This window comes from Fusibacillus kribbianus (assembly GCF_030053595.1).
Classification (GTDB): Bacteria; Bacillota; Clostridia; order Lachnospirales; family Lachnospiraceae; genus Lientehia; species Lientehia kribbiana.
Map to the genome: position 1 here is coordinate 93,375 of NZ_JASGBQ010000002.1, position 23,967 is coordinate 117,341.

Here is a 23,967-nt window from a genome sequence, read left to right on the forward strand (position 1 = left end):
CTGATTCCCTCCGGTTACAGAAAATAGATATATTTCAGCTGAAAGCGCTGAATCCGGCTTCCATTCCAGTAAATCCGATTCCAGACTTCATTTTTCAGCTTTTCCAGTAATTCCCTGTCATCTTCGGTGATCTCATGCATACTGTAGACCGCCTTCTGCCGAACCGTCACCGCTCTTTCATATTCCAGAGCCAGCTCCCGGCCAAACAATTCTTTCAGCGGCTTCCGGTACCTGTACAGGGAAGTATTACGGATTTCCAGCCCGGCCACTGAAAAAAGATTCATCATGTATGCAAACATGGCGCGGACTGCCGTTCTGCTGTCCGGAGAACCAAACAGAGCCTTGGCTTTTTTGCTTTTTCTTCTCTGAACCAGTACCCAGATCAGACAGCCAATCAGCGCCAGAAGCAGCAGACCGATCAAAACAAGCATCAGAATGCACAGGATTTCAAACCAGTCAATTTTTTCTTCTTCCTGCTCTTCCTCCTGCTCTTCCTCCTGCTCTTCCTGTTCCTCCGAATTTCCGTCAGAACCGGAGGGCGACAGCCCGGAAATATCCTGGAATTCATCGGCCTTTCCCATCACATTCAGATAGGAAGGAGTGGTTTCAAAGGGCAGCCAGCCCACACCGTCCTGATAATATTCCACCCAGGCATGGGCATGGGTATCGTCCAGCACATAGGGCTCTCCTGGATTCATATGCTCCACATCCTCCGGGGTAATCAGGTATCCCTCCACATAGCGTGCCGGTATTCCATAGTACCGAAACATCATGGCCGCAGCGCTGGCATAGTGAACCGAATATCCTTTCTTTGAAAAATTCAGGAAGTCAAAGATGAAATCACTTCCATCCCAGATTTCCTCCGTTTCATCGGTATTGGTAAACTCAGTGGTCAGCACATAAAGAATATTTTCCTTGGCTTCGGCATAATCCACATGTTGCTCCCCGGGATCTATTTCTTTCACACCCAGCAGGCTGTACAGGGTGGCGTTCAGCTGTCCCGGAATCTCCAGGTATGTATCGTATACAAATTCATTGTAATATTCTTCCTGCTTCTGATAATCTTTTTCCTCCTCTGTAAGGTTTTCCTCATCCAATAGTTTTGCGTCCAGAGCCGGATATTTTGTCACCTGATTGGAAAGCGCCTGATAGCTGTACTCCCGTTCTCCAAAAAGTCCTTCTGTCAGAAGCTCTCCGTCTCCGATTTTCTGCCGGTCCAGAGCTGCCCGCAGTTCTCCCGTGGGCGTGGATTTCAGCTCGTAGGGCACATAATAGTACCTGGAGCTTCCTTCCAGATTCCGGATGGAAATTGTATTTTTTTCTTCTGCCGCAGCTTCCTCATCCAGGGAAACGGCTGCCGTGGCTAATCCCTCCTGCCCGTAAAAACCGTTCTGATGAAGCCAGTAAAACTGTTCCCGGCTCTCCCACAGCAGCGTTCCGTCGACCGCTTCCCATCCTGTGCCGGTATAACTGCTGCCGGTAAAGCCCCGAAGATAATAGGATTCCGGCTGGGTCATGGTCACCTCCAGCACTGGTTCTCCTTCTGTCTGAAAATCCCCCAGACCGGTGAAGTTCCCATCCGGCAGTACGTCACTGTCTCCATTGTAGCGGAGGTCTCTGACCGTTTCTTTCAGGGCAGTTTTCCAGCTTTCAAAAACTTGTCCCTCTGAAATTTCCAGCCGGTTCAATACAAGCACGCCGACAAAAAGCAGAGCCGCCGTGCCGGCCGCCACAAGGGCAAAGGTTTCCAGGGAAGCCAATCGCTGCCTGCCCGCCGCCGTTCGATTTCCGTGTCCACGGATCCAGACAGCCAACAGGCAGAGCAGGGGAACCACCATCCACAAAATGGATTCCGGCGTTCCAAATACTCCGCGCACTGCCGGTACCAGGAGAAACTGTATTCCCAGTACCAGAGAGCTGCCTGTCCGCACCAGATAAAGTCCCGGCAGGGCTGCCAGCCAGACCAGCCAGAACAAAGCCAGATACAGTGCGGCCGTTTCCAGCTCTCCGCCAACCGTTACGCCGTAGACCGGAAGGAGATAGGGAAATTTCATGCCTGCCGTATCAGTGATCCCGTTATAAATTATGTGCATGCCGCTGATCCACAAATTGTGGAAAATCAGAGCTGCTCCAGTCAGTCCGCCGACCCAGATCAACACCCGAAGCAGACGGAACCGGCCGCTTTCTTTTCCAAAAGCCGACAGAATGACTGCCGGAGCCAGACACATCCAAAGAATCTGCCCTGGATTGGCCGGCAGAGAAAATGCTTTTATCAGCCACAGGAGCATGCCTGCAAGATAAAGCCACAGAAAGATTCCGTCAGTGATCCGGGAGGCCGCCCGGTTCTTCCTGTCCGTCTGAATCCCCGATGGCTGCAGCAAAAATGATCGCTGCCAGGAATCTGTTTTATGTTTAAAAGATTTTTTCATGATGCCAGCCGCTCCTTATATTTCCAGATAAGCAAGTGATTCTTCCAGATTCCCGGGATCAGAGGACAAAACAGCAATTCCATCCCTCTGATCATATCCTGATCCATTTTCTTCACAGATAACTTCTGTCAGCAGACACTGCTCTGCCAGAAAACTTAAAGAAGACCTGTGCTGCTCCGTAAAGAGCACCACATGGGCAAATTCCAGCTGTTCCCGTCCTTCCAGATAATGCTCGGCCACCGACTGTTCGTCTTCTCCCGGTACGGCACCCAGAAGTCCCGGAAGCACCTGATTCAGGTCTTCATCCGACTCCACTTCCATACAGGTAAATGTATTTTCTTCGTGATTCTGCCAGCCGATGGTATGGACGATCTGCTGACTGGCCAGCTCCTGGGACACAGAAAAAATCGCCCCAGCCAAAGCGTTCAGGCAGTCTGCATTCGCTCTTTCTGCCCCTTGCGGCCGTCCGGTTTCCAGCAGCAGCAATATCGTATTCTGAATGGGAAGGCCATAATCTCTCACCATCAGATCTCCGAATTTTTCTGTCAGTTTCCAGTGGATCTGGCGGATCCGATCCCCCTGACGGTATTCCCGGATGGCAAAGGTTTCAGAGGGGTCATAACCCGCTTTTTTCATAGAATATTCGTCACTGTCCATATTGGTGCTTTCCCCGTAAGCGATCTGTACTTCTGTGGGGAAAGTCTCCGGTGCAAACAGCGTCAGTGTCTGAGTTTCCCGCCCCATGGGAATCCGAAACCGGAACAGACCGAAGGGATCATACAAAGTCACCTGACGCAAGGTCAGCCGCACTCTCCCACAGTGGCGGCTTTTCAGCCGGATCTCCTGATCCACCTGCATTCTGGCAGGCGCCGCCATATGAATACTCACCCTTTCCTTCTCACCTGTCAGCAGGTTTTCACAGCCCACCAGGCAGAGCAGACGGTCAGCCGGAAGAAAGGAACGGTTCCGGAGGAGGATTTTCCCGCAGGTTACCTCTCCGGACTGGCCGTAAGCAGCCATGGTCATCTCCGCCTGCAGCCGGTTCCGGATCATCCTGGTAAAAAGTCCGGACAACAGGGGAAGTATCAGGGATACTGCCGCCAGCAGCCATCCCGCCGCTCCGTCCGCCGCTGCGCAGAACAGGGCTGTGACAATCAGCCAGAGAATCCAAAGCACTCGGGATTTCTTCATGTATGCCTCCTTGACTTAACGCCCGCTGTCCGGGCTTTTCACTTTTTTCATAATATTTTTCAGCACGTCCTTTGCCGTCAGTTCTGAAATTCTGGCCTTGGGATTCATAATCAGACGATGCGCACATACATCCACAAAGACCTTCTGTACATCTTCCGGAATGACGTAATCCCTGCCCGACAGATACGCATGGGCCTTTGCCATTTTCACCACTGCCAGTGCACCCCTGGGACTGATGCCCAGACGGATCATTTCCTCCTCCCGTGTGGCGGTGGCCAGGGAAGTTACATATTCCAGAATGACATCCTCCACATGAATGGTCCGCACTTCTTCCTGCATGGCCAGGATTTCTTCTTTATGCACCACTTCCCGGACATCATCAATGGGATTTGAAATCTGGCGGTCCCGCAGAATCTCCACCTGACTTTTATAATCCGGATATCCCATTTCCAGACGGATCATAAAACGATCCAGCTGGGCCTGAGGCAGAAGCTGGGTTCCTGCGGAGCCCACCGGGTTCTGGGTGGCAATTACCACAAAGGGCTTCGGCAGCATATGGGTCACGCCGTCCACCGTCACCTGCCCTTCTTCCATGACTTCCAGGAGGGCAGACTGGGTTTTGCTGGAGGTACGGTTGATCTCATCTGCCAGCAGCAGGTTTGTCATTACCACACCTGGTTTATAGTCAAAACGGCCCGTTTCTTTGCTGTAAATGGAAAATCCCACAATGTCGGAAGGCACCACATCAGGAGTGAACTGAATCCGGTGATAGTCCATACCCATGACCCTGGAACAGGCCAGGGCCAGGGTGGTTTTGCCCACGCCGGGCACATCATCCAGAAGCACATGGCCTTCGGACAGGAGGGCCATTAACACCCGTTCCACAACCCTTCGTTTTCCTACTATTACTTTCTCGATTTCATTGATGATGGTACTGGTTTTCGTGCTCATGTTCTGATTCTCCTTCGTTTTTATCCGTCATTTTCTTATTCAGATTTATCTGTTTATTCATAAATCCCGGCGTCAGGATCCACGCCCACGTCTTTGCCCACATCCAGGGTATAGAGGATATGGATCTGGTCGCCGTCCCGGATGGCCCGGCTGCCCATGCTGCTTCCTATAAAATAATCATTCAGGGTAATCATCCAGCCGGATCCTCCGGTGAAATCCCGTTCTCCCAGACTGTCCAGGCTGACCGGATCCCCAATGGAAAATCCTTCCATTTCCACCCATTCCCGTTCTGCATCGGAAATACTCCAGCCTGACAGAATGTCCGCCTTCTGTATGTGATGCAGGAAATAATCGGACGTTGACGGGGTTCCGGAATAAATGGTGGTATAGGCATAGGCTGCAAGCCGTTCTTCCACCACCTGCGCCACCGTATAGCCTGCCGGAACCGTCACATATTCATCAATCATGGTTCCCAGACCTACCACGTCGGCAGACAGGATGAAATGTATTTTTGCACTCTGTTCTTCAGGGGTGAAGGTGATGGTCAGATTCAGGGTGGAAGTATATTGATTACTATCCCATGCCTGAATCACCACATAGTTTTCACCTTCTGTCAGATACAGATCATATTCATAATAAGGGCTACTGATGGAATCATATTCCTGTTTGACCCCATTCAGATACACCACAAAGTTTTTCTCCGCATGAAGCAGATTCCCGTCCCAGCTATAGGCCGACACCGGCAGCACATAGGGACTGTAGTAAACCGTTTCTGACCCCAGCTGGCATTGAATCAGAGGCGCCTTTTTCTGATTTTCTTCCTGGGAAATGTTGCGGATGTACCTGATATACCAGGTATATTTTTTCACGGTTCCGTCGGAATCCACACAGCTGACCTGGATGGCTGTTTCCTGGGATGCATCCAGCTCCAGGGAAATCCATCCGCCCCCGTCCATCATGTTTTTCATATCGGTGGAACCGGAATGCTTCGTCACCAGTACGCTGCTGATGTATTCCGTTCCCGTGGGAGCCGAACAGCTGACCCGGAAGGAAAACGCAGGCGAATCTGATTTATAATCGCACCTGCTGTATCCGCCGAAATTATATCCGGTGATGGTCTCCGTCAGGACGGAGCTTTCAAAGGTCAGGGCAAAGTCAGCCCGTTTATAATTGACCGTACAATTGAACACCTGCTGGTTGACACCGGTTCCTGCCGTTACCTTCAGTGTGTTGCTGCCGTTTTTCAGAGAAAGCCGGTATACTCCGTCAGAATCCGGATTTTTCTGGGTGCCGTTGATTCGAACCTGCACCAGGCCGATGTCTGTATTTCCTTTCTTGGCAATGACACGGATCCAGATATTGTTTTCGTAAACGACGGTTTCTCCTCCGCTGGTGAGATATCCGCCGGTTCTGGCATTCTGTACCAGCAGCAGGTAATGGCTTTCCGGTACATAATAAATCACATAATCCTTTGTTTTTGCAGTGATCTGATTATACTTACTGTCCCGGAAGATCATGGAAACAGATACGGTATTGTACCCTTCCTGCAGCGTAATCTGATTTTTTCCCAGCACACACCGGCGGGCTGCGCCGTTCAGGATCACATTCTGGCTGACCAGAGTCAGCTTCTGTCCTGCCTCTGTCAGAGAAACATGAAAAGAATAATCCGGCTCCGTCACTGTATCATCTGCCAGATCCGTGGTAAACAACAGTGACGATGCGGCAGAATCCAGGGTGGTTTCCCCGCCTCCGTCGGAGGGGATTTCTCCGTTGCCACCGGTGGGGGTGCCTCCTCCCTGTCCATTTTCTTCTTCTCCGGTTCCTTCCCCGGAAGGATCCTGAGAAATCTGTTCAGAGTTGGTATTTTCATGCTTTTGAATCAGCGACGTCAGGCTGTTTCTGGTGGGAGAGCTGCTCTGAATGTTGGTCTCGGAGTTCTGCTGAGGCTCCTCTGTCTGTTCTTCTTCCTGTTCCTCTTCCAGAGGCTCCTCTGTCTGCTCCGGCTGTTCTTCCTCCTGTTCCTCTTCCTGGGTTTCTGCAGAATTACCGGTTCCGCCAGAGCTGATATTGGCATTCTCCACACCTGCCAGCTGTTTCTCATCCATGGCAAGTGTGGAGGATGTCAAATACATACGGGAAGCATCGGCTTTCCCCTCCTCCATGGGATTTTCAGGAGCCGTGCGCCCAAAGCCCGCCAGCAGCACAAAGAACAGAACTGCCAGACAGATTCCTGCCAGTTCCAGTATGATTTTTTTCAATTTTTTTCTGCTTTTAGATTTTTTCATTTTTGCTTCTGGCTCCTTTTATCCTTTTTCACTGCAGTCCGTTTTCACCATTGCAAGGCACGTCCCGTGACTCCCCGACAGGGAGTCAGGAACGTGCCCTGCTGCTTATCCCTCTTTAAAAATGAACTGTTTCAGGACTTAATGGCTGGTTTTCCGGCGCCTTACAACTACCAGAGCTCCGGCTGCACATGCTGCTGCGGCAATGATTACCACATAAACAGCAGCCATTGCAGTATCTCCTGTATTTACAGCGTTCGCGCTGCTTCCGGAGGTATTCGATGTCGTGCTGCCGGACGTCTGATTCGCTGTATCAACCGGCTTTGTCTCAGGAGCAGGAGTCAGTTTCGCAATTACAGCCGTCTCTTTCTCTCCGCACACAGCGCAGACTCTTTCTTTGCTTCCTTCTTTCTCAGCGGTGGCTTCTGTAATTACCTCCCAGCCGTCTTTATCTGTTTTGTCATTTACGATCCATTTGTGAGGAGTCTTCTGAATTACCTCTTTCTTTATCTCCTCACATTCCGTACAGGTGTAAAGCTTTTCTCCTTCTTCTGTGCAGGTAGCTTCTTTTGTTACTGTACCTTCATCCCAGCTGTGAGGTGTCTTCTCAATCGCTTCTGTCTTTGACGCCTGGCATCCGGTACAATAGAACACTTTTACGCCTTCCTCCGTACAGGTGGCTTCTTTTGTTACAGTTCCTTCATCCCAGGTATGCTCTGCCAGGGGGATTTCTTGTGTATCCAGAACTGCGCCGTCTCTGGTACACTGCAGCTCTTTTACGCCTTTTTCTGTGCAGGTAGCCTCTTTTGTTACGACCCATTCGCCGTCATCATGTCCCAGAGCATCCAGATCCTTGTCTTCGATGGTAGCGCCGCAGACACCGCAGGTCACTGTTTTGTGTCCCGGAGCGGTACAGGTGGGATCTGTCTGATTGGTCTGATACTGATCTGCCGGATGGCTGATGGTAACCTTTGCAGTCAGTTCAGTAGCTTCACTGTCCAGATATTCATGATTGCTGAAATAGATATTGCTGATCTTTACGGTTACCGGAGCTGCAGAACATTTCAGCACTTTGAATTTTACATTGATGGTTCCGCTGCTGAAATTGCCGCTGGTCACATAACCGAAGTTGCCGCCTGCGGTGGATTCCATACCTGCGGGAATTCCTACATACTCAGCGCCCTGATACTCCAGGACAGAGGTGTCATAGCCTCCGCTGGGCTCTCCGTGAATAGCGCTCAGGTTAGTGCTTTCACTGGTGAAGGTAATGGGAATGGAAATCTCGTCACCCACACTGGCTGAAACATCCTGAATAGATGAAGTTACCACCGGTGCGCCGGCTGCCTTTACTTCTTTAGCCCCAGGCGCCACTACCAGGGCTGCGGCCATCACTGCCGCGCCCAGCAAAGACAGCCATTTTTTCTTTGCTTTCATACTGATTCTCCTTTTTTTTTCTTTATTTGGATTAACACAGCCCGAAGGCCATGGTGTCCACTGATTCTTGTTTCAGAGTCATCCGCCGCCGGTCACCAGATCCAAAAGGGCGCTGACATCTGCGTTGGTCGCACGTCCGTCTCCGTTCAGATCGGCTGTTTCCAGAGACAGGCTCTTTCCTGACGTCACCGCATCTAGAAGCGCGCTGACATCTGCGTTGGTCACGCGGCCATCCCCATTCAGATCCCCCTTTGTGCCCGGCTCCGCCGGCTCTGGATCTTCTCCCGTAAAGGCAGGTATATCTATCTGCATACCGCTGCTCCATCGCTGGGCATAACTCATTTCATACAGATATACGACGCTTTCTTCTGAGAAAAAGCCTTCCAATGTTACCGTATTTTCTCCGGCTGAAACGGCAATCCGTTTCCCCTCTGTCCGGATCTGGCTGGCCTGCGGCATTCCCGCCGTGCCTTCCTTTGCATCCGGGAGATAATAGAGATAACCGTCGATGGCTGCAGTGATCCTGATAGTCACACTTTTTTCCTCGCGGCTGACCAGAGAAGCATTGCTCAGTTTCGGCAGATCATTGTTCCGGAACATGGACAGACGGTAAGTTTTCCGGGTAACGCCATCTTCTGCGGTTACAGTAATATCCACCACTGCCGGATCCGTACCCGCCGGAGGCACCTCATACCGGAGTCTTGGGCCTTCCGGAAGATACACAGTCATGCCGGAAAGCTCCGTGCCCGGCGTCTTTCCTGAAACGCCCTTGACCACTGTTATCTTTATGGAAGAAACTGAATCCTCCGGAAGCTTCGGCCATACATAATAAGAAGCCATGTTTCCGTTTCCGTAAATAGAGGAATTGTATTCTGTCCGCTCCGGCTCAAAGGCAGGCTCCAGCTCCAGCTCCATCACGGTCACTACCGGTGAATAGCTGACCTGAAGATTTTCCAGCACTGCCTCTGAGTTTCTCTGTCGGATGGCAAACCAATAGGTTCTGACCTGTCCGTTTAGGCTCAAATCCACCTGTACCAGTGCTTTTCCGTCCGTCAGAGTAATCTCCCGGACACTGCCCTCCTGGCCGTCAATGAACACTGCCGCACCGGGACTGGCCGTCAGGGTGAGTGTCACCACATCCGTTCCCCCGTCCAGCAGAATTTTATGGTTTTCTGCCTGCCGGTCAAAGGCCGCGCCTCCATCCAGCAGCACATGCCCGCCGGTACATTCCACGGCTTCCAGATAGAGATCCGTGGGCTTCAGCGCATACAGCCAGGCAGATTCATAACGCAGATACAGGTATCCGCTGCTGTCCACCAGTATGCTGCCGCCGCCATTCCCAGACACTTCATTCTGCTGGTAGAGCAGGCCGCTGCCCGCTCCCGGCCCGGTATATCCCGCACCGTCCTTCACAAGGTATATGCTGCCGTTGGATGTGTCCGTGGTAAAATACACATACACACATCCTTCCTGGCTTTCATAAGCCGTGGTCAGAGTTGGCGTTCCCTTGGGACATCCCGGAATTTCCATCCGGTAAGCCAGCGACAGACTGCCGTCATCCCTGACTTCCACCACATTGATGTAATAGGGGGCCAATACCACGCCATAGGAATCTACGGTGGCGCTTCCCACATAGACCCTCCCCTGATATACCAGGGGAGTTCCATAAATGATGCCTCCCAGATTCAGGATCTCAGCTTTATCAGGTTCCAGCTTTCCATCCTCCCCTACAGCCCAGGAACAGAGATAACCCTTTTCTGTTGCGAAATAAATCTGCCCTGCGGAATAACAGACCGCTGTGGATGGTGCCCCTGTCTCAGCAGGCAACGCCAGCTTCTGAATGGTCTCGCCGGTTCTTTTATCCAGACAATACACAGCTCCTGACCGTCCGCATGCGTAAAGATATGTCTCACCGGTATAGACACCGGTCCGGTAATAACCGCCGCTGTCATACTTTCTCCAGACTGCCGATTTTTTCTCATTGGTCTTTTCAGGATCTTCATCATCCACAGACAGACATACCAGATTTCCATCGGCAAAACCCGCATACAGGTATCCGGAATCATAACGAAGAGCTGTTGCGGCATTTCCGCCCACCGTATCCACATAGATCCACATGGATTCCAGGGAGACTGCATTGAATGCCTGTACCCGCCCGTCGTTTAATGGCACGAAAATCATACCCGCCGCATACAGAGGCTTTGTAAAAGAACTGTTGCCCTGGGCCGCCATTGTAACACTTTTCACTATCTCCCCCGTGGCTTTGTCCAGGTACATCAGCAGGTTCCCCTGAAAGCAGCAGATATATTGTTCCACCAGAATGCCGTCGCTGACGCTGTTGCTGTAGTCGGCGTTTGAACCGTATTTCTGTTTCCACTGCACTTCCGTATTGGCTAGGGAAACAGGCGCTGCCGCATCCACCACATTCTGATTGTCCTCATTTTTCCAGTATCCGCCCCATTCCGCATCCAGCTCTTCCAGTTCCGTCGAAATGCTTTTTTCCAGCTGAAAACTTTTTTCTTCGTCGCCTTCTATGGTAAAGCTGCCGCTCTGGGTCTGATACCCTGATGCAGAAACCGTATAGGTGTATGTGCTGCCGGTCAGCAGTTCATATCGCCCGTCTTTTGGGTCAATCTGCACATTGCTTTCATCATAAACGGTAAATACTGCGTCAGCAGGATCCAGACTGACGGTCAGATAACAGACCTGATCCACATAAATTGTCAGCGTATAGTCATAGGGTGCGGACTGAAGGCCGTCCCCGGACCGCAAAACCACTGTATTCCTGCCTGCTTCCAGGTCTGACAATATATATTTCCCATCCTCTGCCGTTTCGCCGTTGACGGTCAGGCTGGTGCTGGTGGCCTCCGCCGGCGTCAGCTGCAGCTGCAGCTGTGTGGTGGAGGAGGGAACATGGAGGGAATAATCATATACCGTTTTTTTAAATTCCGGTGTATAGCTTAAACTCTCTCCGTGATCATCTGTCACCGTAAAGTTTCCCAGATAGGTTCCCCTGACAATATGAATCCGCCAGGTTTCCGTCCGTTCCCCGTATGTCACTTCAATCACCAGCTCTTTGGGCTCTGTATCATAGGCCTTGATAATCCGTCCTGTGGTACTGCTGGACAGAGAGGTACTCTCATCCACAGGAAGATTGACGGCCACTTCCTCCTGGCTGCTTACATCCGTAAACCGGGCGGTGATGACGGCTGTGTCAAATACGTCATCTCTCAGCTGGGGTCTGACATAGAGTGCATTGGTGCTCTCCGGAATCCTCAGGGTATACTCCCAGCTGCCTGGAAGTCCCTCTGTCAGCTCATAGCGGTTGCTGCCAGAGCTGTTCTGCATGAAAAGAATGCTTTCCAGCATGGGATCCTGTACAGTCACCAGCACCCGGCAGGTGGCAGAAAAACCGCCGGCGGACGCTGTAATGACTGCAGTTCCTCCCCTGCCGTCCGGAGCCGTCACCAACACGGATTCCCCCTCTTCCTCCACCTGTACCACATCCGTATCATCGGAGCTCCAGGTGATCTTGGGCTGTTCTGTGGTGTTTTCCGGAAGCAGAGATGCGGTCAGTGTTTTCTGATCGCCTGTCTTCATGATCAGGCTGGTTTTGTTTAATGCGATCCCCTCCAGCAGGACGGTTTCTTCTCCGGCCCCATCCGCGGATTCTACTGCCGCCGCATCTTCAGCCCGGACTGAAAGGGGCTGCCAGTAAAAGGCTGAAAGGGCGGTCAGCAATGCCAGAACGGCTGCTGCCCATCTGTTTTTCAATTTTCTTTTCCCGCCCATTCAAGCCTCCTTTAATTGCACTTAAATTTGTCCGGCTGTTACCAGATCCAGAAGACGGGATACATCCGCATTGGTAATTTTACCGTCGCCGTTCAGGTCTCCTGTTTCCAGTTCCACACTTGCACCGGCTGTTACTTTATCCAATAGCTGAGATACATCCGCATTGGTCACTTTACCGTCACCGTTCAGGTCTCCCAGCTTTCTGCTGGTGGGAATTTCCACCTGATATACTACGGAAGTCTCTCCTGCTGCATCTTTCAGTGCCATATACAGCTTCTGTTTTCCTGCTGCAAGACCGGTCAGATCAGCAGTGTTCAGTCCTGCTGCCACAGCAAACTTATGATCGCCCGCCAAAATCTCTTCTGCAGTGGGAGCAGCCTCTTCGGCAGAACGGATCAGATAATAGATTTCGCCGTCCTTATTGACGGTGGCGTTCAGTTTTGCACTGTCTGCAGTCCGTTCACTGATGACACCATCATCCACTGTGATCACCGGGAAGGTATCTCCCCTGTAAAGAATCACTTCATACTCAGACGACTGACCTCCGTCTTCAGATGTAACAGTAAAATTCACTCTGGCAGAGGTGGCTGCTGCATCAAAGCCCACCAGGTAGTAGGTCCATCCACTCCAGTGGGAAGTACCTGTAATGACATCCCCTTCGCTCTTTGACGCAACTCCGCTGATGGCTGTACAGGTTACGGTGTCTGTGCTGTTCTTGGCTGTGGGCACCAGGTAAGCTTTTGAAGCGGTTGTCGAATATCCGGCTGTGTACGTCTTAACGCCCGGCGTAAATTCAGGCGACGGTGTTATAAATGTGGCAATATTTTTATTCTCAGATGTGGAGAACTGCAGATTCGACAGTACCGGTCCAGATACTACACGGAAGGTATAAATCTTTGTATTGTCTCCTTTTTCCAGGCGAACTTTGAATTCTGCCTCGCCGTCCGTCAGCTGGATTTCTTTTTCTTTCGTATACGCGCCGTCCAGAATTACCTCTGCACCTGCGCTGGGTGTTACCCGGAAGGTAATGCTTTCTGTTCCCGGATCCACCTGTATGGTATGATTTTCTCCTGATTGTAAGGATCCGCCATCAATCACAGCATTTCCGCCTTCAGCCTCTGCTTTGTCAATATAGAGGTCGCTCCGGGTCAGACACCACTGCCATGCAGAATCGTTCTTAAAGTACATATTTCCCTTGCTGTCTGCCACCACACTTCCCAGAGTATACTGGGGATGTGCAGGATGATAGAACAGGCCGGATTCCGGATCTGCCTCTGTCATACCGGCTTTATCCTTAATCATATAGATATTGCCCTTGCCTGAATTAGCGGCAAAATATACGTATACGTAACCGGTTTCTTCTTCATAGCCGTTGGAAAGCAGGCCGGAAGTCTGCACATAACCATCAGTGGGGACTGCATAGGCTCCAGACAGAGCGCCGGTGTCCGGATCAATATCGCCAACCAGAATCGCATAGCTTTCCACGCCGAAGGTCTTGCCGGAACTCAATCCAATGTAGAACCGGTTATTGTAAATAACAGGCGTACCGGTACACTGTGCACCGAGAGCCAGCGGCTCAATGGTATTCTCCAGATCCAGCTTTCCATCCTCCGTCAGATTAAAGGAATACAGATGAGAGGAAGTGGTGAAATACAGTCTTCCGCCATAATAAACAATACTGCTGGCAGAACAGCTGTTTTGACTTCCCTGGACGCTTACCTGCTGCACCGTTTCACCGGTCTGCTTGTCCAGACAGTAAAAATACTGGCCATAGAAATTGGTTACAAACACATAGTTGTCGTTGGTCCAGGCTCCATTCCATTTAAAGCCTCCCATGGTATCATTGATCCAGGTAGGCACTTTTTCCTCCAGCGGATTTGAAGGATCTTCATCGGTCACTGACAGGCAGACAAAGTTTGCATGCGTCGAAGTAGTTCCGATGAATCCCACATAGATGTATCCGTCATCATAACGAATGGGACTGCTGTGAGAATAATTGGGCTTGGGATCATGATATACCCACAGAGATTCAAGGGTCTCTGCGTTCATACACTGAATCACGCCGTTCAATGGCAGGAAAATCATGCCGTCTGCATAGGTAGCGGGCATCAGGTTAAATCCAGGCTCATCGGCCATCTCTGCTGATTTCAGCATTTCACCTGTTTCTGTGCTGTACATATAAAGAGTAGTGCCGGACATGACATACGCCTTATCATCTACAATGATGGGAATGCAGCCGCTGGTGGGGCTGACATAATCCCCAATCTGCTGTTCCCATTTCACTTCAATGGCATCCCGGTTATTAACTGTTTTGGAGCTGACCACCGAATTGTTGTCCGCACTTGCCCGGAAGCTGGGATAATCAGAAGACAGCTGAGGCAGCGGGCTGCTTTCCGGCGCTTTTTCCAAAGTGAAGCTCTGATCCTGGGCTTTTGCAAGGTTCAGAGTTCCGGTCTGGCCCACGTATCCATACTTTGATACATTATATTTATAATCAGTAAGGGTCATGATCTGATAAGCACCGTTCTCATCCGGCCAGATTCTGTTTCCAAGTACATCATATAAAGTAAATACCGCATCAGAAGGATCCGTGGAAACATGCAGATCAAAGTTCTTCGCGTTCGCCACTTTCAGTGTATATTCCGTCTGGAACGCATCACCTTTTACAGCTTTGAACACCAGAGTATTTTCTCCCTCTGACAGTTCCCATGCATAAGTGCTGCCTTCGATCTCTTCACCATTCACATACACAGTCTGGCCGGCATCTGAATTGGTAAAGGTAACATCCACTGCATGATCCAGAGTAGACGCTTTATATTCTGTCGTACCGGCAGCGAACACCGGAGTATATGTGAGGGCACTTCCATCACTGTGATTCGTCAGCTTTAAACCACTGAGCCGTGTCATTTGCTGTACATGCACCACATAATCCTGACTGATATCTACAGTTCCATCACCATCTGAATCCAGAGTTGCCGTCATTGTAATATCATTGACAGTTCCATCGGTATTCTGCACATTTCCCAGACTTACAGTGGTTGTCTGTGATTGGTTCGCAGCGGAATAAGCTGCCCCGGTATTTTGGGTGTAACTGTAGGCCAGTTTAATACCGGTTGTGTCTCCATCCACCACCGGAAGAATCCTTGTGTATGCGTTTGTGGTTTCCATTACGATGGTGGCTTCTCCGCAGACGGAACCGTCGCTTGCTTCAGTAAAGTCAAACTGCGTATTTCCTTCAGAATCCGGGAGCGCCGTAGTTGACACAATTCCTTTTAACAGCGGAGCCGCAGGCGGTTCTGGTTCCGGGTCAGGTTCTTCACCTCCGCCGGATTTTTCTGCAAAGGTAATGTGGAAATTGACATTGGCATATACCTTTCCAGACATGCTTAATTCGGTACTATCAATAAAATTATAATTATAGAACGATGGTGCCGCAGTGATCAGAGAAGTGCCGAAGTATGGCATCAGCACAGAAGCTGTTGCTTTGGCATCACCATATGTATAAGTATAGGTTTTATCCCCGATCGTCAGTTCTGCTTTACTTATTTCATACTTCTCTGAATCATATGCCAGCTTACTGTATGAATACTCAAAATCAAATTTGCCTCCTGCTGTATAGGTGGTCGGAAGCTTTCCATACTTCATTGCAGACGAAGCAGTCAGATCCAGAGCATTGCCTGACAGTTCCTGATAATTGGAGGTTACGGTAAACGCATACTCCGCCTCGCCTGTTGCCCCTGCAGCCAGCGGGGTTGCCAGAAGAAGGCTTACCATCATCACCAAACTCATGAGTAGTGACATTAGTCGTCTTGTTCGTTTCATCTTTTTTTCATTCCTCCTTTTTCTGCGAAATGTCTAAAGAAACATATCCTAAAAAAGGGTACAAAAAACAAACGTCCTCTTGCCTTAGACATTTCCAAAGTTTTCAGTGCCCGTTTGTTCCACGTTTTGTGTTCTGACTTTGGTTCATCCGCGGAATGCGCCTTCCCAGAACAGACTGTCCCAGTGGCATAAATGCACTCGTTGTCCCCATTCACAGCTCGGAAGATGAGGCGCTTTGCAACGTTTCCTTTAAACAGAGCAGTTCTGCTCTGACCGCGGCAAGCACTGCCCGCCATATTCAGGCGGAATATGTAATTGCAGGTTTGTAACCAAATCGCCTCCGACAGCTCCAACTGCCGTATCTACAGGAATTTCCCCGTATAAAGCAAAAAAACTCCTCCGATATAGAGAAGCTCGTTCTTTCAGTCTGTAGCGCACTTCCCCAGACATCGACACCTCCCTGTCAATGTCTATCAGAGAAAACAGCAGGTATGTGTGGGCTTTCCACGCAGTCGGGTTTCCCCGTTTGGCTCCGGGATGAAACCGGATTCCCTATTATCGCCTTTCCGCCGGCAGACTGTATCCTGTATGATTCAATTACAAACGACCAAAATGTAGTTTTGATCATATCTATGATACCTTCATTTGCAGGTAAAGTCAAGAGCATTGTGAATAATTTGTTAATCCGAATTTTGAAACGCAGGATACCTCTGCCAATACTGTTGAAAAGGGGATTATGCAACACTCCCTTAAATATCTGCAGGAAAATCAGGCGGAACCTTTTCGTTCCGCCCAAGAAAAAAATCAATATTCTTTCTTTTCCATGATCCGCAGACTGATCCGATAAGAAATCGCAAGCACCGCCAGAAACAACACCAGAAGAAACACCATCATGGTCACATCACTCAGTCCGGAGAGAAACGCCGGGATCTCTCCGATATCAGGTAAATATCTCATAAACAGGTATCCCAGAGCCCACGCGCCTCCCCCGACAACGGCGATGGCGATACGACTTTTTTCTGCACCATATTTCAGCTGCAACGGAATCATGATCACTGTTATCAGACCAAACACCGGGATAAAAGCCAGAGTCTCCAGCAGATCCGAAATCAGTAAAACATTTCCCTTTATCAGACTGCAGCAGAGGTAAATGGCAACTGCAATTGCCCATCCGATCAGACCACCCGCCAGACAGAACAGATATTTTCCTGCCACATAGGTTCTTTTCGTGATCGGCAGCGTCAGCAGGAACGGATAGCCGTTGTCATATTCATCGTAAGATATGGTACTGACAGTAAGAATGGCGCACAGCATTGTAATATAACCGATGACAAACGTTCCATCAGTGGAAAATACCATCAAAACACCGACTCCGATCATTACAAGCATGATCCGGCTCCTCTGTAACATAAGACACATGTCTTTCTGTATCAATCCTCGCATATTATTTTCCTCCAGTCATTAAAAGAATCAGGTCATCGATCCCACAGTTTTCGACCACCATTCCGGGATAATTTTCCAGATAGAACTGTTTCTGATTGGTGAGACAACGGTAACCAAAGGCTTCTTTTTTACAACTCAGGATCGTGTTCTGTTCCAGTTTGTCAAATGTCTGATCATCCACTTTCAGGATCCCGTATTCCGAAAGGATCACATCCGTATCCTCGTGGAGCAGGATCTTTCCCTGATGGATCAGATAAATATCATCGCATAAGCCTTCCAGGTCGGTGGCAATGTGGGAAGTGATCAAAACAGAGCAATCCTCCCGTTCCGTCAGATAGGTGCGGATGATATCCAGCACTTCATTTCTTGCCTCCACATCCATCCCCGCTGTCGGCTCATCCATGATCAGAAGCTTTGCGTCATGGCTCATGGCAACCAGTACACGTAACTTTGCCTTCATACCGGTAGAAAACTGCCGGATCTGTTTATCCACCGGAAGGCCGTACCTTGCGCATGCTTTCAAAAATGCCGGTTTATCAAAGTGATCGTACATTTTGTCCAGGATCTTTGCACAGTCTGCCGGTGTCAGGTAATTGCTGAAGCCGGAATCAGAAAGTGCCACGCCGATCTTTTGTTTATCCTCCGTGGTCAGCGCCGACGCGTCCTTTCCAAATACGGTAACGCTTCCTCCATCCGGGCGGATGAGTCCCAGCATGGCCTTGATCACGGTGGTCTTCCCGGCTCCGTTTTTTCCGACAAGGCCGGTGATCTGCCCATCCGGAATATCCAGTGTGACATTCAGAGAGAAATCTCTGTAATTTTTTGTAAGATTCCGTTCCGATACCATAGCTACTCCTCCAATAAAATTTCAATAATCTGCCGAATTTCTTCAGGTTCCATGCCAACAGCCCTGGCTTTTTCCAGCGCTCTGGCAAAATCCTCCTCTACGGTCTTTCTCCGTGCCTCCACGGCGAGCGCACGGTTGGTTGGCGCCACATAAGTTCCTTTTCCGTGAACCGTCACGACGAAGCCTTCTTCCTCCAGCCTGTCATAGGCTTTTTTCACAGTAAGAGCACTGATCTTCAGTGAAGCGGCGAGAGCTCTCACAGAGGGCAGTGATTCCGTCTCCTTCAGTTTTCCGTCGATGATCTGATTTTTGATCTGATCGACCATCTGCTCGTATATTGGTATCATGGAAGCGTTATTCAAAATAATCTGCATCTCGTTCCCTCCGATCCTGTAAACAGTATATAACAGTTTTAAACTGTTGTCAACTGTTATGTGCTGTTTATTTCAATTTTATTTCAAAACAGGTTTCTGTCTCACATCTGCTTTTCATGCCATGCACAGCTTTCACAGATAAAAACAGCCGGCCCGAAACAAAATTCCGGACTGGCTGCCATTGTGCGCGAACCATATTTGATCTCTCTTATTTCTCCCGACTCTCGTTCTGTTCATACCACCGTATCGGTTCCGCCAGGTGTTCCAGACTAACCCGGCTGCCGCCATTCTTCAAAAGATCCAGCATATCCTCATCTTCCGGTGTTCTGTCTGTCTTCTCTTCGATCGATTTTGTCATTGTTTTCGACACCATGTTCATCATGAACCGGTTGATTCCCCGGAGTCTTTGCATGTCAAAACCTCCCTGAAGCGTAAAAACTTCGATGGAGGCGGGGATCTGATTTTTTTCCCGGATCTCCTTTTGCTGTGTCCCGGTTTGTCCCATTCCCACAGCACAGACCATACGGACGCAGAAATTCTTCTGTGCATCCTTGTATCCCTTGATCCCGCTCGCCATGATCCATCCAAGATAAATGATGGGAGTTCCTTTTCCCATGCTCCTTTTCGCATCCTCCAGCGTATAAACCGGCAAACTGAGCTTTTCTCCCAGATGCTTCGCATATTTTTCTGTATTTCCCGTATTGCTTGTGTAAACAATGCCCTGAATCATATTTCATCCTTTCCGCCTGCTGTTAAAGGTTCTGTAAAACAGTCTGACATGTGCCTCCAGCTTCTTCCTGCATTCTTCCTCTTTTTCCGGATGTCTGTCACATTCTCCCAGCAGGACAAGAATCGGTGCATCGTACATCATTGCAAGAATACACGGATCCTCCTCTGCCAGCACACCGGCCGCAATCATTTTGCCAAACAGCTCTGTGTGATAATTATGAATCTGATGAACATATCTCTGGGAATAAAGATCAGAAAGCTCTTTGGAACGGTACTGTTCGATCGTCATCATTCGTCTGAACCGGCTGACATATTCATCATGCAGAGAATAGGAAATCAGGGCTTTTACCTTTTCTACCAGATCATCTTCCGTGATCTCCTCGAAGGTCTTTGCATCCTCTTCAGAATTATTAACATGGACAGATATCGTATCCGTAAATTCATCATATCTTCTCGCCGTTTCGTCAAAGATTGCATGAAAGATATCCTGTTTACTCTTATAGTGCTTATACAGAGACGGAGCTTTGATTCCCACTGCAGCCGCTATCTGTTCCACGCTGACAGCATCATATCCTCTCTGTGAAAACAGCCTCAGTGCTTCCAGAAGAATTTTCTGTTTTGTATCCATTCCCTCTCTCCTTTTAGCTAATGAATTTTAGCTATATGATAAGCTAAAATTCATTAGCTGTCAAGAGGTAACTGTGATTTCTCTCTGCGGTCTGGATTCATGCCGTATTTGCCCCACTGCACCCCACGCCTTGCCGGATTTCATACATTTAGACAGAGAAACACCCCGCAGGATTTTATGGTCCTGCAGGGTGTCTGCAATCTTCACTTATGTTTTGTTCCGTTTATTTTGCCCGGGAGTTTCTGCGTTTGCTGCATACGCCTGCGCCGATCACACCGGCAGCGGATACAATGAGCAGCGCAAGCCACAGCATGAGACTGCTGTTATCGCCGGTTTGCGGGCTCGTCGCTGCCCCGGTGTCCGGATTGTTTTCCGTCGGCTCGGTCGGTTTCGTCGGCTCGGTCGGTTTCGCCGATTCCGTCGGTTTCGCCGATTCCGTCGGTTCCGTCGATTCCGTCGATTCGGTTACGTTTTTTGTATAGGTGTTGGTAAAACGCATCTCGTCCAGCACATCTTTATCCAAGTCGATTGTCTCCCAGTCGATATCATAGTACAAAACGCCGTCCTTCTCCTCGCAGGCTGCCGGAAGGATAAGCATGACAAAGCCCTCCTCGGGTGACATGGCATAGGCAGCGATCTGCGACAGGAGCAGGCCATACACTGTGTCGTCATAGGTCCAGTTTTCCTCGCCCGCGTTCACCTGCTGGACGAACGCGCCTTCGGAGAGCATGGACCAGAGCTGCTGTTCTGGACCGGTGAAGGTCAGGGTACCTTGATAATCGCCCGCGCCGATGGTGGTAACAGAGCCAGAGACCACTACATCCGCGTAGCGTTCCTCGGATGCATTGGCGGCCACAATCGCGAGATCAAACGTCGTCTCGCCGGGGGCGATGTCGCCGTCCAGCTTCACCATGGTGGTGAAGGGCACGGTCAGGGTGATATACTCGTCATAAACGGCCACGAAGGTCATACTCTCTGAAGGCCAGTATTCCTCACCGGCTTGATAAACATAGAGATCATCAGAATTCTTGATCTGCCACCCCAAAAACTGGCGCTCGCCGCAATCTTTCAGGTCGGGAAGTTCAATTCCATTTTCCTTGACGATCATCTCGGAGGAATTCCGACCCTCAGGGAGATTTCCGTAGTCAAATTCAAAGGTAACGTTCACTGACTCCTCCGCAAAGGCTGTGGCCGGGAAGAGCATCAGCACCATGCACAGGCTCAGCAGAATACTAAAAAATCGTTTCTTCATCATCTTTCCTCTCCTTCTCCCGCGTGGTTATCCGCGCGGGGTTGCTTCTTTTCTAAGTCCGTCACTTCGTACTGCCAATCCACAACCTCCCTGCCAGGGTAACGTGGTATGCCAACCAATTATGGCAGCTTGAAATCTGTTTTTCAAAATGCGGCAGCGGTTATTTGAATCATAAAGCCAGCTTTAAAATAAACACCCGCGTTTCAAACAGATGGAGATTCTTTTCATTCTTTTACTCCTCGTCCAGCTCTTCCTCAACCAGCTCGTCAAACTCAGCCGCATCCAGAATTTCCTCGAACGCATCGGCAACAGCCTCATACTCCTCGTCATCCTCGATATTCTGAAGATCAGGCTCTCCGTTTGGTCCTGTAACAAAACGATACAGGTAAACCTCGCCTTCTTCTCCCTCCGGCGGGTTGGTGGGAAGCAGCGCGATATAGTTCCGTCCGGCTGCCTCAAAGGTGGTCAGAACGATACACTCCATCTGAGAATCGTCATCCAGAGTCAGGGTCACAGTCATGTGTCCGTCTTCCCCATCATTCAAAAAGCCCTGTCCGCAGTCACAGCCACAGGTGCTGCAGTCGCTGGCACAACCGGCACTGCTGCAGTCTTCAAATTCTTTTGCCATAATCGAAAATCCTCTCTTTTTTCATTGTTGGGCTGCTATGCCCACTCATAAACACTGTAGCAAAAAACTCCGTAAAAAGCAAGGACAATCTTTCTTATCCTGCGGAAGCGTAAGTCACTGTCTGGCCCGCGAAAGAACAACCAGGAAGGTGGTTCCCTCCTTTTCCTCGCTCTCCACTGAAATTTTCCCATGGTGGAGCTTTACAATATTTTCTCCAATGGAAAGTCCCAGGCCGTAACCGCCGGCTTTCCTGCTTCTGGATTCCTCGCCCCGGTAGAACCGTTCAAAAAGATGACGTCTTTTCTCGCTGTCAATATAGCTTCCCGTGTTGTGCACCGACAGCCTCACCTGATTTTTGAGAGCTGTCAGGGTCAGTGTAATGATGCCCTTTTCTTCTGCATATTTACAGGCATTATCCAAAAGGATCACGATCAGCTCCGTCAGCTTTCCTGAATCCCCCTGTACATAAAGGTCTGGCTCAATATTCATTCGGAGTGTCTTTCCCTGCTCAAACATGACCGATTCAAAGGGAAGAGCCGCGCTCCAGACAAGATCGCTGAAATTAAGCTGTGTAAAACTCACTCTCTCTGTTCCCGCATCCGCCCGGGCCAGCTCCAGAAGATTATCCACAAGACCTTTCATCCGGACAGCCTCGGTTCTGGTATTCTCCACCCATTTTTCCTGATCCTCTATGGTTTCTGTCTTATGGCTCATGAGAATGCCCGTATTGGCAAGAATTACTGTCAGAGGCGTTTTCAGTTCATGAGAAGCATCCGCCACAAAACGCTGTTCCCTCTCCCAGGCCTCTTTCACCGGCCCGACGACCCATCCGGAAAGACAGATGCTGATAATAAGAAAAACAGACAGGCTTCCCACTCCCACCAGCAGGGAAAGAAGGATCAGGCTTTTCATATCCGAAAGCTCTTCGCTTCTGTCCATGAAAGCAATTCTCGTTCCCCGGCCGTCGCTGCGCCTCAAATACCAAAGCGCCATTTCCTCCAGCGTTCCGCTGTCCTTCTCCTTTTCCAGGCAGTCCTCCACCAGCTCGTCCACCACCTCATCTTCAATGACGAGAGAATCTCCGACAACCTCCTTAACCTCTCCCGTCTCGTCGAGAAGCACTACAAAAACAGAATTTTCTCTGGGATCCGCCATCTGGAACGGACGACCTTTTCCGCCTCCCTTATCCAGTTCCTCCGGAGGCTCCTGAAGCCGGGAAAGCCGAAGCTCCATGGCCGTCATGCTTTCCTGACGCCATTTTCCGCTTGTAACTACACACACCACAGTAAAGGTGATCAGCAGTACAATGCTCACAAGGAGCATATTTACAAGGATAAATTTTCTCCTCAGTTTTTTTATCATAAGGTACCTTCCTCCATGCGGTATCCGATTTTACGCACCGTTCCAATGGTGACCGACGCCCCCAGAAAGGCCAGCTTTTTACGGAGAAAAGAAATATAAACCTCCACATTGTTATCTTCGGCATCCGACTCGCTTCCCCAGATTTTCAGGAGAAGGGTCTCTTTGGGAAGCACTGCCTTCGGATTGGAGAGAAGAAGCCGCATTACCTCAAACTCCTTTTTCCCCAGATGGACGCTTTTCCCACCACGTTCCAGCATATAGGTACTCAGATTCAAGGATACATCGCCATAGCTTAACCGCTCCACCGCCACCTCTCCGGTTCTTCTGGAGACAGCCCGGATTCTTGCAAGAAGCTCCTCTGTTTCAAAGGGCTTCGTCAGATAATCGTCCGCCCCGCAGTCCAGCCCCCGCACCTTGTCTCCGGTTGCAAAGCGCGCCGTCAGCATCAGCACCGGCGTCTGATTTTTATGCTTTCTCATAGTACGCACCACGTCAAAGCCGTTCATGCCGGGAAGCATCACATCCAGCACAACCACATCATATATCCCGCTTTCTGCATAATCCAGTCCTGTTATTCCATCATAGGCAAGATCTGCCGTATACCCCTGCTCTTCCATGATCTGAGCCAGAGCCTCAGCCAGTCTTACCTCATCTTCCACAATCAGTATTCTCATAAGCTCCTCCAGGAAAATGCTCTGTATCATTTTATAAGAAATCATTCTATATTGTAGTTTTTCAAGCTGAAATTACTCTGAAATTCTCTTTTCAGACAAATTTAAGGTTCCACCCTTATAATGACGGCA

16 protein-coding genes and 1 riboswitch are annotated in these 23,967 nt (G+C 49.8%); all 16 genes read right to left on the reverse strand.

The genetic code is table 11. From position 1 onward, the window contains the following. Window positions 1–14: 14 nt before the first annotated feature. Complete coding sequence (locus QJ036_RS02155) at window positions 15–2,429, reverse strand: transglutaminase TgpA family protein (protein WP_283229794.1); 2,415 nt, start codon at window positions 2,427–2,429, stop codon at window positions 15–17. Window positions 2,430–2,444: 15 nt separating this feature from the next. After that, window positions 2,445–3,620 carry a DUF58 domain-containing protein gene (locus QJ036_RS02160; protein ID WP_283229795.1) on the reverse strand — a complete coding sequence of 392 codons (1,176 nt, stop codon included), beginning with the start codon at window positions 3,618–3,620 and terminating at the stop codon, window positions 2,445–2,447. Between the two features lie 15 nt (window positions 3,621–3,635). Continuing rightward, on the reverse strand, window positions 3,636–4,571 hold the full coding sequence (locus QJ036_RS02165; RefSeq protein ID WP_283229796.1) for an AAA family ATPase: 936 nt from the start codon (window positions 4,569–4,571) through the stop codon (window positions 3,636–3,638). 53 nt (window positions 4,572–4,624) lie between these two features. Next, a complete protein-coding gene (locus QJ036_RS02170; protein ID WP_283229797.1) occupies window positions 4,625–6,829 on the reverse strand; it encodes a hypothetical protein in 2,205 nt (734 codons plus the stop codon). A gap of 165 nt (window positions 6,830–6,994) precedes the next feature. Next, window positions 6,995–8,287 carry a hypothetical protein gene (locus QJ036_RS02175; protein ID WP_283229798.1) on the reverse strand — a complete coding sequence of 431 codons (1,293 nt, stop codon included), beginning with the start codon at window positions 8,285–8,287 and terminating at the stop codon, window positions 6,995–6,997. Between the two features lie 78 nt (window positions 8,288–8,365). Continuing rightward, window positions 8,366–12,079, reverse strand: coding sequence for a cadherin-like beta sandwich domain-containing protein (locus tag QJ036_RS02180; protein ID WP_283229799.1), 3,714 nt, complete (start codon window positions 12,077–12,079; stop codon window positions 8,366–8,368). Window positions 12,080–12,100: 21 nt separating this feature from the next. Further along, entirely contained in the window at window positions 12,101–15,901 is a 3,801-nt protein-coding gene (locus tag QJ036_RS02185) for a cadherin-like beta sandwich domain-containing protein (RefSeq protein WP_283229800.1), read from the reverse strand. A 106-nt stretch (window positions 15,902–16,007) separates the two neighbouring features. Then, window positions 16,008–16,194: riboswitch (cobalamin riboswitch) on the reverse strand. Window positions 16,195–16,705: 511 nt separating this feature from the next. Beyond that, on the reverse strand, window positions 16,706–17,290 hold the full coding sequence (locus QJ036_RS02190) for an ABC-2 transporter permease (protein WP_416388535.1): 585 nt from the start codon (window positions 17,288–17,290) through the stop codon (window positions 16,706–16,708). Window positions 17,291–17,345: 55 nt separating this feature from the next. Then, on the reverse strand, window positions 17,346–18,191 hold the full coding sequence (locus tag QJ036_RS02195) for an ABC transporter ATP-binding protein (protein WP_283229802.1): 846 nt from the start codon (window positions 18,189–18,191) through the stop codon (window positions 17,346–17,348). Window positions 18,192–18,193: 2 nt separating this feature from the next. Beyond that, window positions 18,194–18,565 carry a GntR family transcriptional regulator gene (locus QJ036_RS02200; protein ID WP_283229803.1) on the reverse strand — a complete coding sequence of 124 codons (372 nt, stop codon included), beginning with the start codon at window positions 18,563–18,565 and terminating at the stop codon, window positions 18,194–18,196. 208 nt (window positions 18,566–18,773) lie between these two features. Continuing rightward, window positions 18,774–19,295, reverse strand: a complete 522-nt coding sequence (locus tag QJ036_RS02205) for a flavodoxin domain-containing protein (protein WP_283229804.1) — start codon at window positions 19,293–19,295, stop codon at window positions 18,774–18,776. A 3-nt stretch (window positions 19,296–19,298) separates the two neighbouring features. After that, window positions 19,299–19,922 (reverse strand): TetR/AcrR family transcriptional regulator, encoded by a 624-nt coding sequence (locus tag QJ036_RS02210; RefSeq protein WP_283229805.1) that lies wholly within the window; start codon window positions 19,920–19,922, stop codon window positions 19,299–19,301. 223 nt (window positions 19,923–20,145) lie between these two features. Then, window positions 20,146–21,177 (reverse strand): LPXTG cell wall anchor domain-containing protein, encoded by a 1,032-nt coding sequence (locus QJ036_RS02215; protein ID WP_283229806.1) that lies wholly within the window; start codon window positions 21,175–21,177, stop codon window positions 20,146–20,148. Between the two features lie 229 nt (window positions 21,178–21,406). Then, window positions 21,407–21,694 (reverse strand): DUF1292 domain-containing protein, encoded by a 288-nt coding sequence (locus QJ036_RS02220; RefSeq protein WP_283229956.1) that lies wholly within the window; start codon window positions 21,692–21,694, stop codon window positions 21,407–21,409. A 222-nt stretch (window positions 21,695–21,916) separates the two neighbouring features. After that, entirely contained in the window at window positions 21,917–23,164 is a 1,248-nt protein-coding gene (locus tag QJ036_RS02225) for a sensor histidine kinase (protein WP_283229807.1), read from the reverse strand. After that, window positions 23,161–23,838: a response regulator transcription factor gene (locus QJ036_RS02230; protein ID WP_283229808.1), complete on the reverse strand. Its 678-nt coding sequence runs from the start codon at window positions 23,836–23,838 to the stop codon at window positions 23,161–23,163. Before QJ036_RS02230 ends, QJ036_RS02225 begins: the two co-directional genes overlap by 4 nt. Window positions 23,839–23,967: the final 129 nt, after the last annotated feature.

Coding starts and splice junctions, on each gene's coding strand:
- QJ036_RS02155 (WP_283229794.1), bottom strand. CDS start 2,429: ATGAAAAAATCTTTTAAACATAAAACAGATTCCTGGCAGCGATCATTT.
- QJ036_RS02160 (WP_283229795.1), bottom strand. CDS start 3,620: ATGAAGAAATCCCGAGTGCTTTGGATTCTCTGGCTGATTGTCACAGCC.
- QJ036_RS02165 (WP_283229796.1), bottom strand. CDS start 4,571: ATGAGCACGAAAACCAGTACCATCATCAATGAAATCGAGAAAGTAATA.
- QJ036_RS02175 (WP_283229798.1), bottom strand. CDS start 8,287: ATGAAAGCAAAGAAAAAATGGCTGTCTTTGCTGGGCGCGGCAGTGATG.
- QJ036_RS02180 (WP_283229799.1), bottom strand. CDS start 12,079: ATGGGCGGGAAAAGAAAATTGAAAAACAGATGGGCAGCAGCCGTTCTG.
- QJ036_RS02185 (WP_283229800.1), bottom strand. CDS start 15,901: ATGAAACGAACAAGACGACTAATGTCACTACTCATGAGTTTGGTGATG.
- QJ036_RS02190 (WP_416388535.1), bottom strand. CDS start 17,290: ATGCTTGTAATGATCGGAGTCGGTGTTTTGATGGTATTTTCCACTGAT.
- QJ036_RS02195 (WP_283229802.1), bottom strand. CDS start 18,191: ATGGTATCGGAACGGAATCTTACAAAAAATTACAGAGATTTCTCTCTG.
- QJ036_RS02200 (WP_283229803.1), bottom strand. CDS start 18,565: ATGCAGATTATTTTGAATAACGCTTCCATGATACCAATATACGAGCAG.
- QJ036_RS02205 (WP_283229804.1), bottom strand. CDS start 19,295: ATGATTCAGGGCATTGTTTACACAAGCAATACGGGAAATACAGAAAAA.
- QJ036_RS02210 (WP_283229805.1), bottom strand. CDS start 19,922: ATGGATACAAAACAGAAAATTCTTCTGGAAGCACTGAGGCTGTTTTCA.
- QJ036_RS02215 (WP_283229806.1), bottom strand. CDS start 21,177: ATGATGAAGAAACGATTTTTTAGTATTCTGCTGAGCCTGTGCATGGTG.
- QJ036_RS02220 (WP_283229956.1), bottom strand. CDS start 21,694: ATGACTGTGACCCTGACTCTGGATGACGATTCTCAGATGGAGTGTATC.
- QJ036_RS02225 (WP_283229807.1), bottom strand. CDS start 23,164: ATGATAAAAAAACTGAGGAGAAAATTTATCCTTGTAAATATGCTCCTT.
- QJ036_RS02230 (WP_283229808.1), bottom strand. CDS start 23,838: ATGAGAATACTGATTGTGGAAGATGAGGTAAGACTGGCTGAGGCTCTG.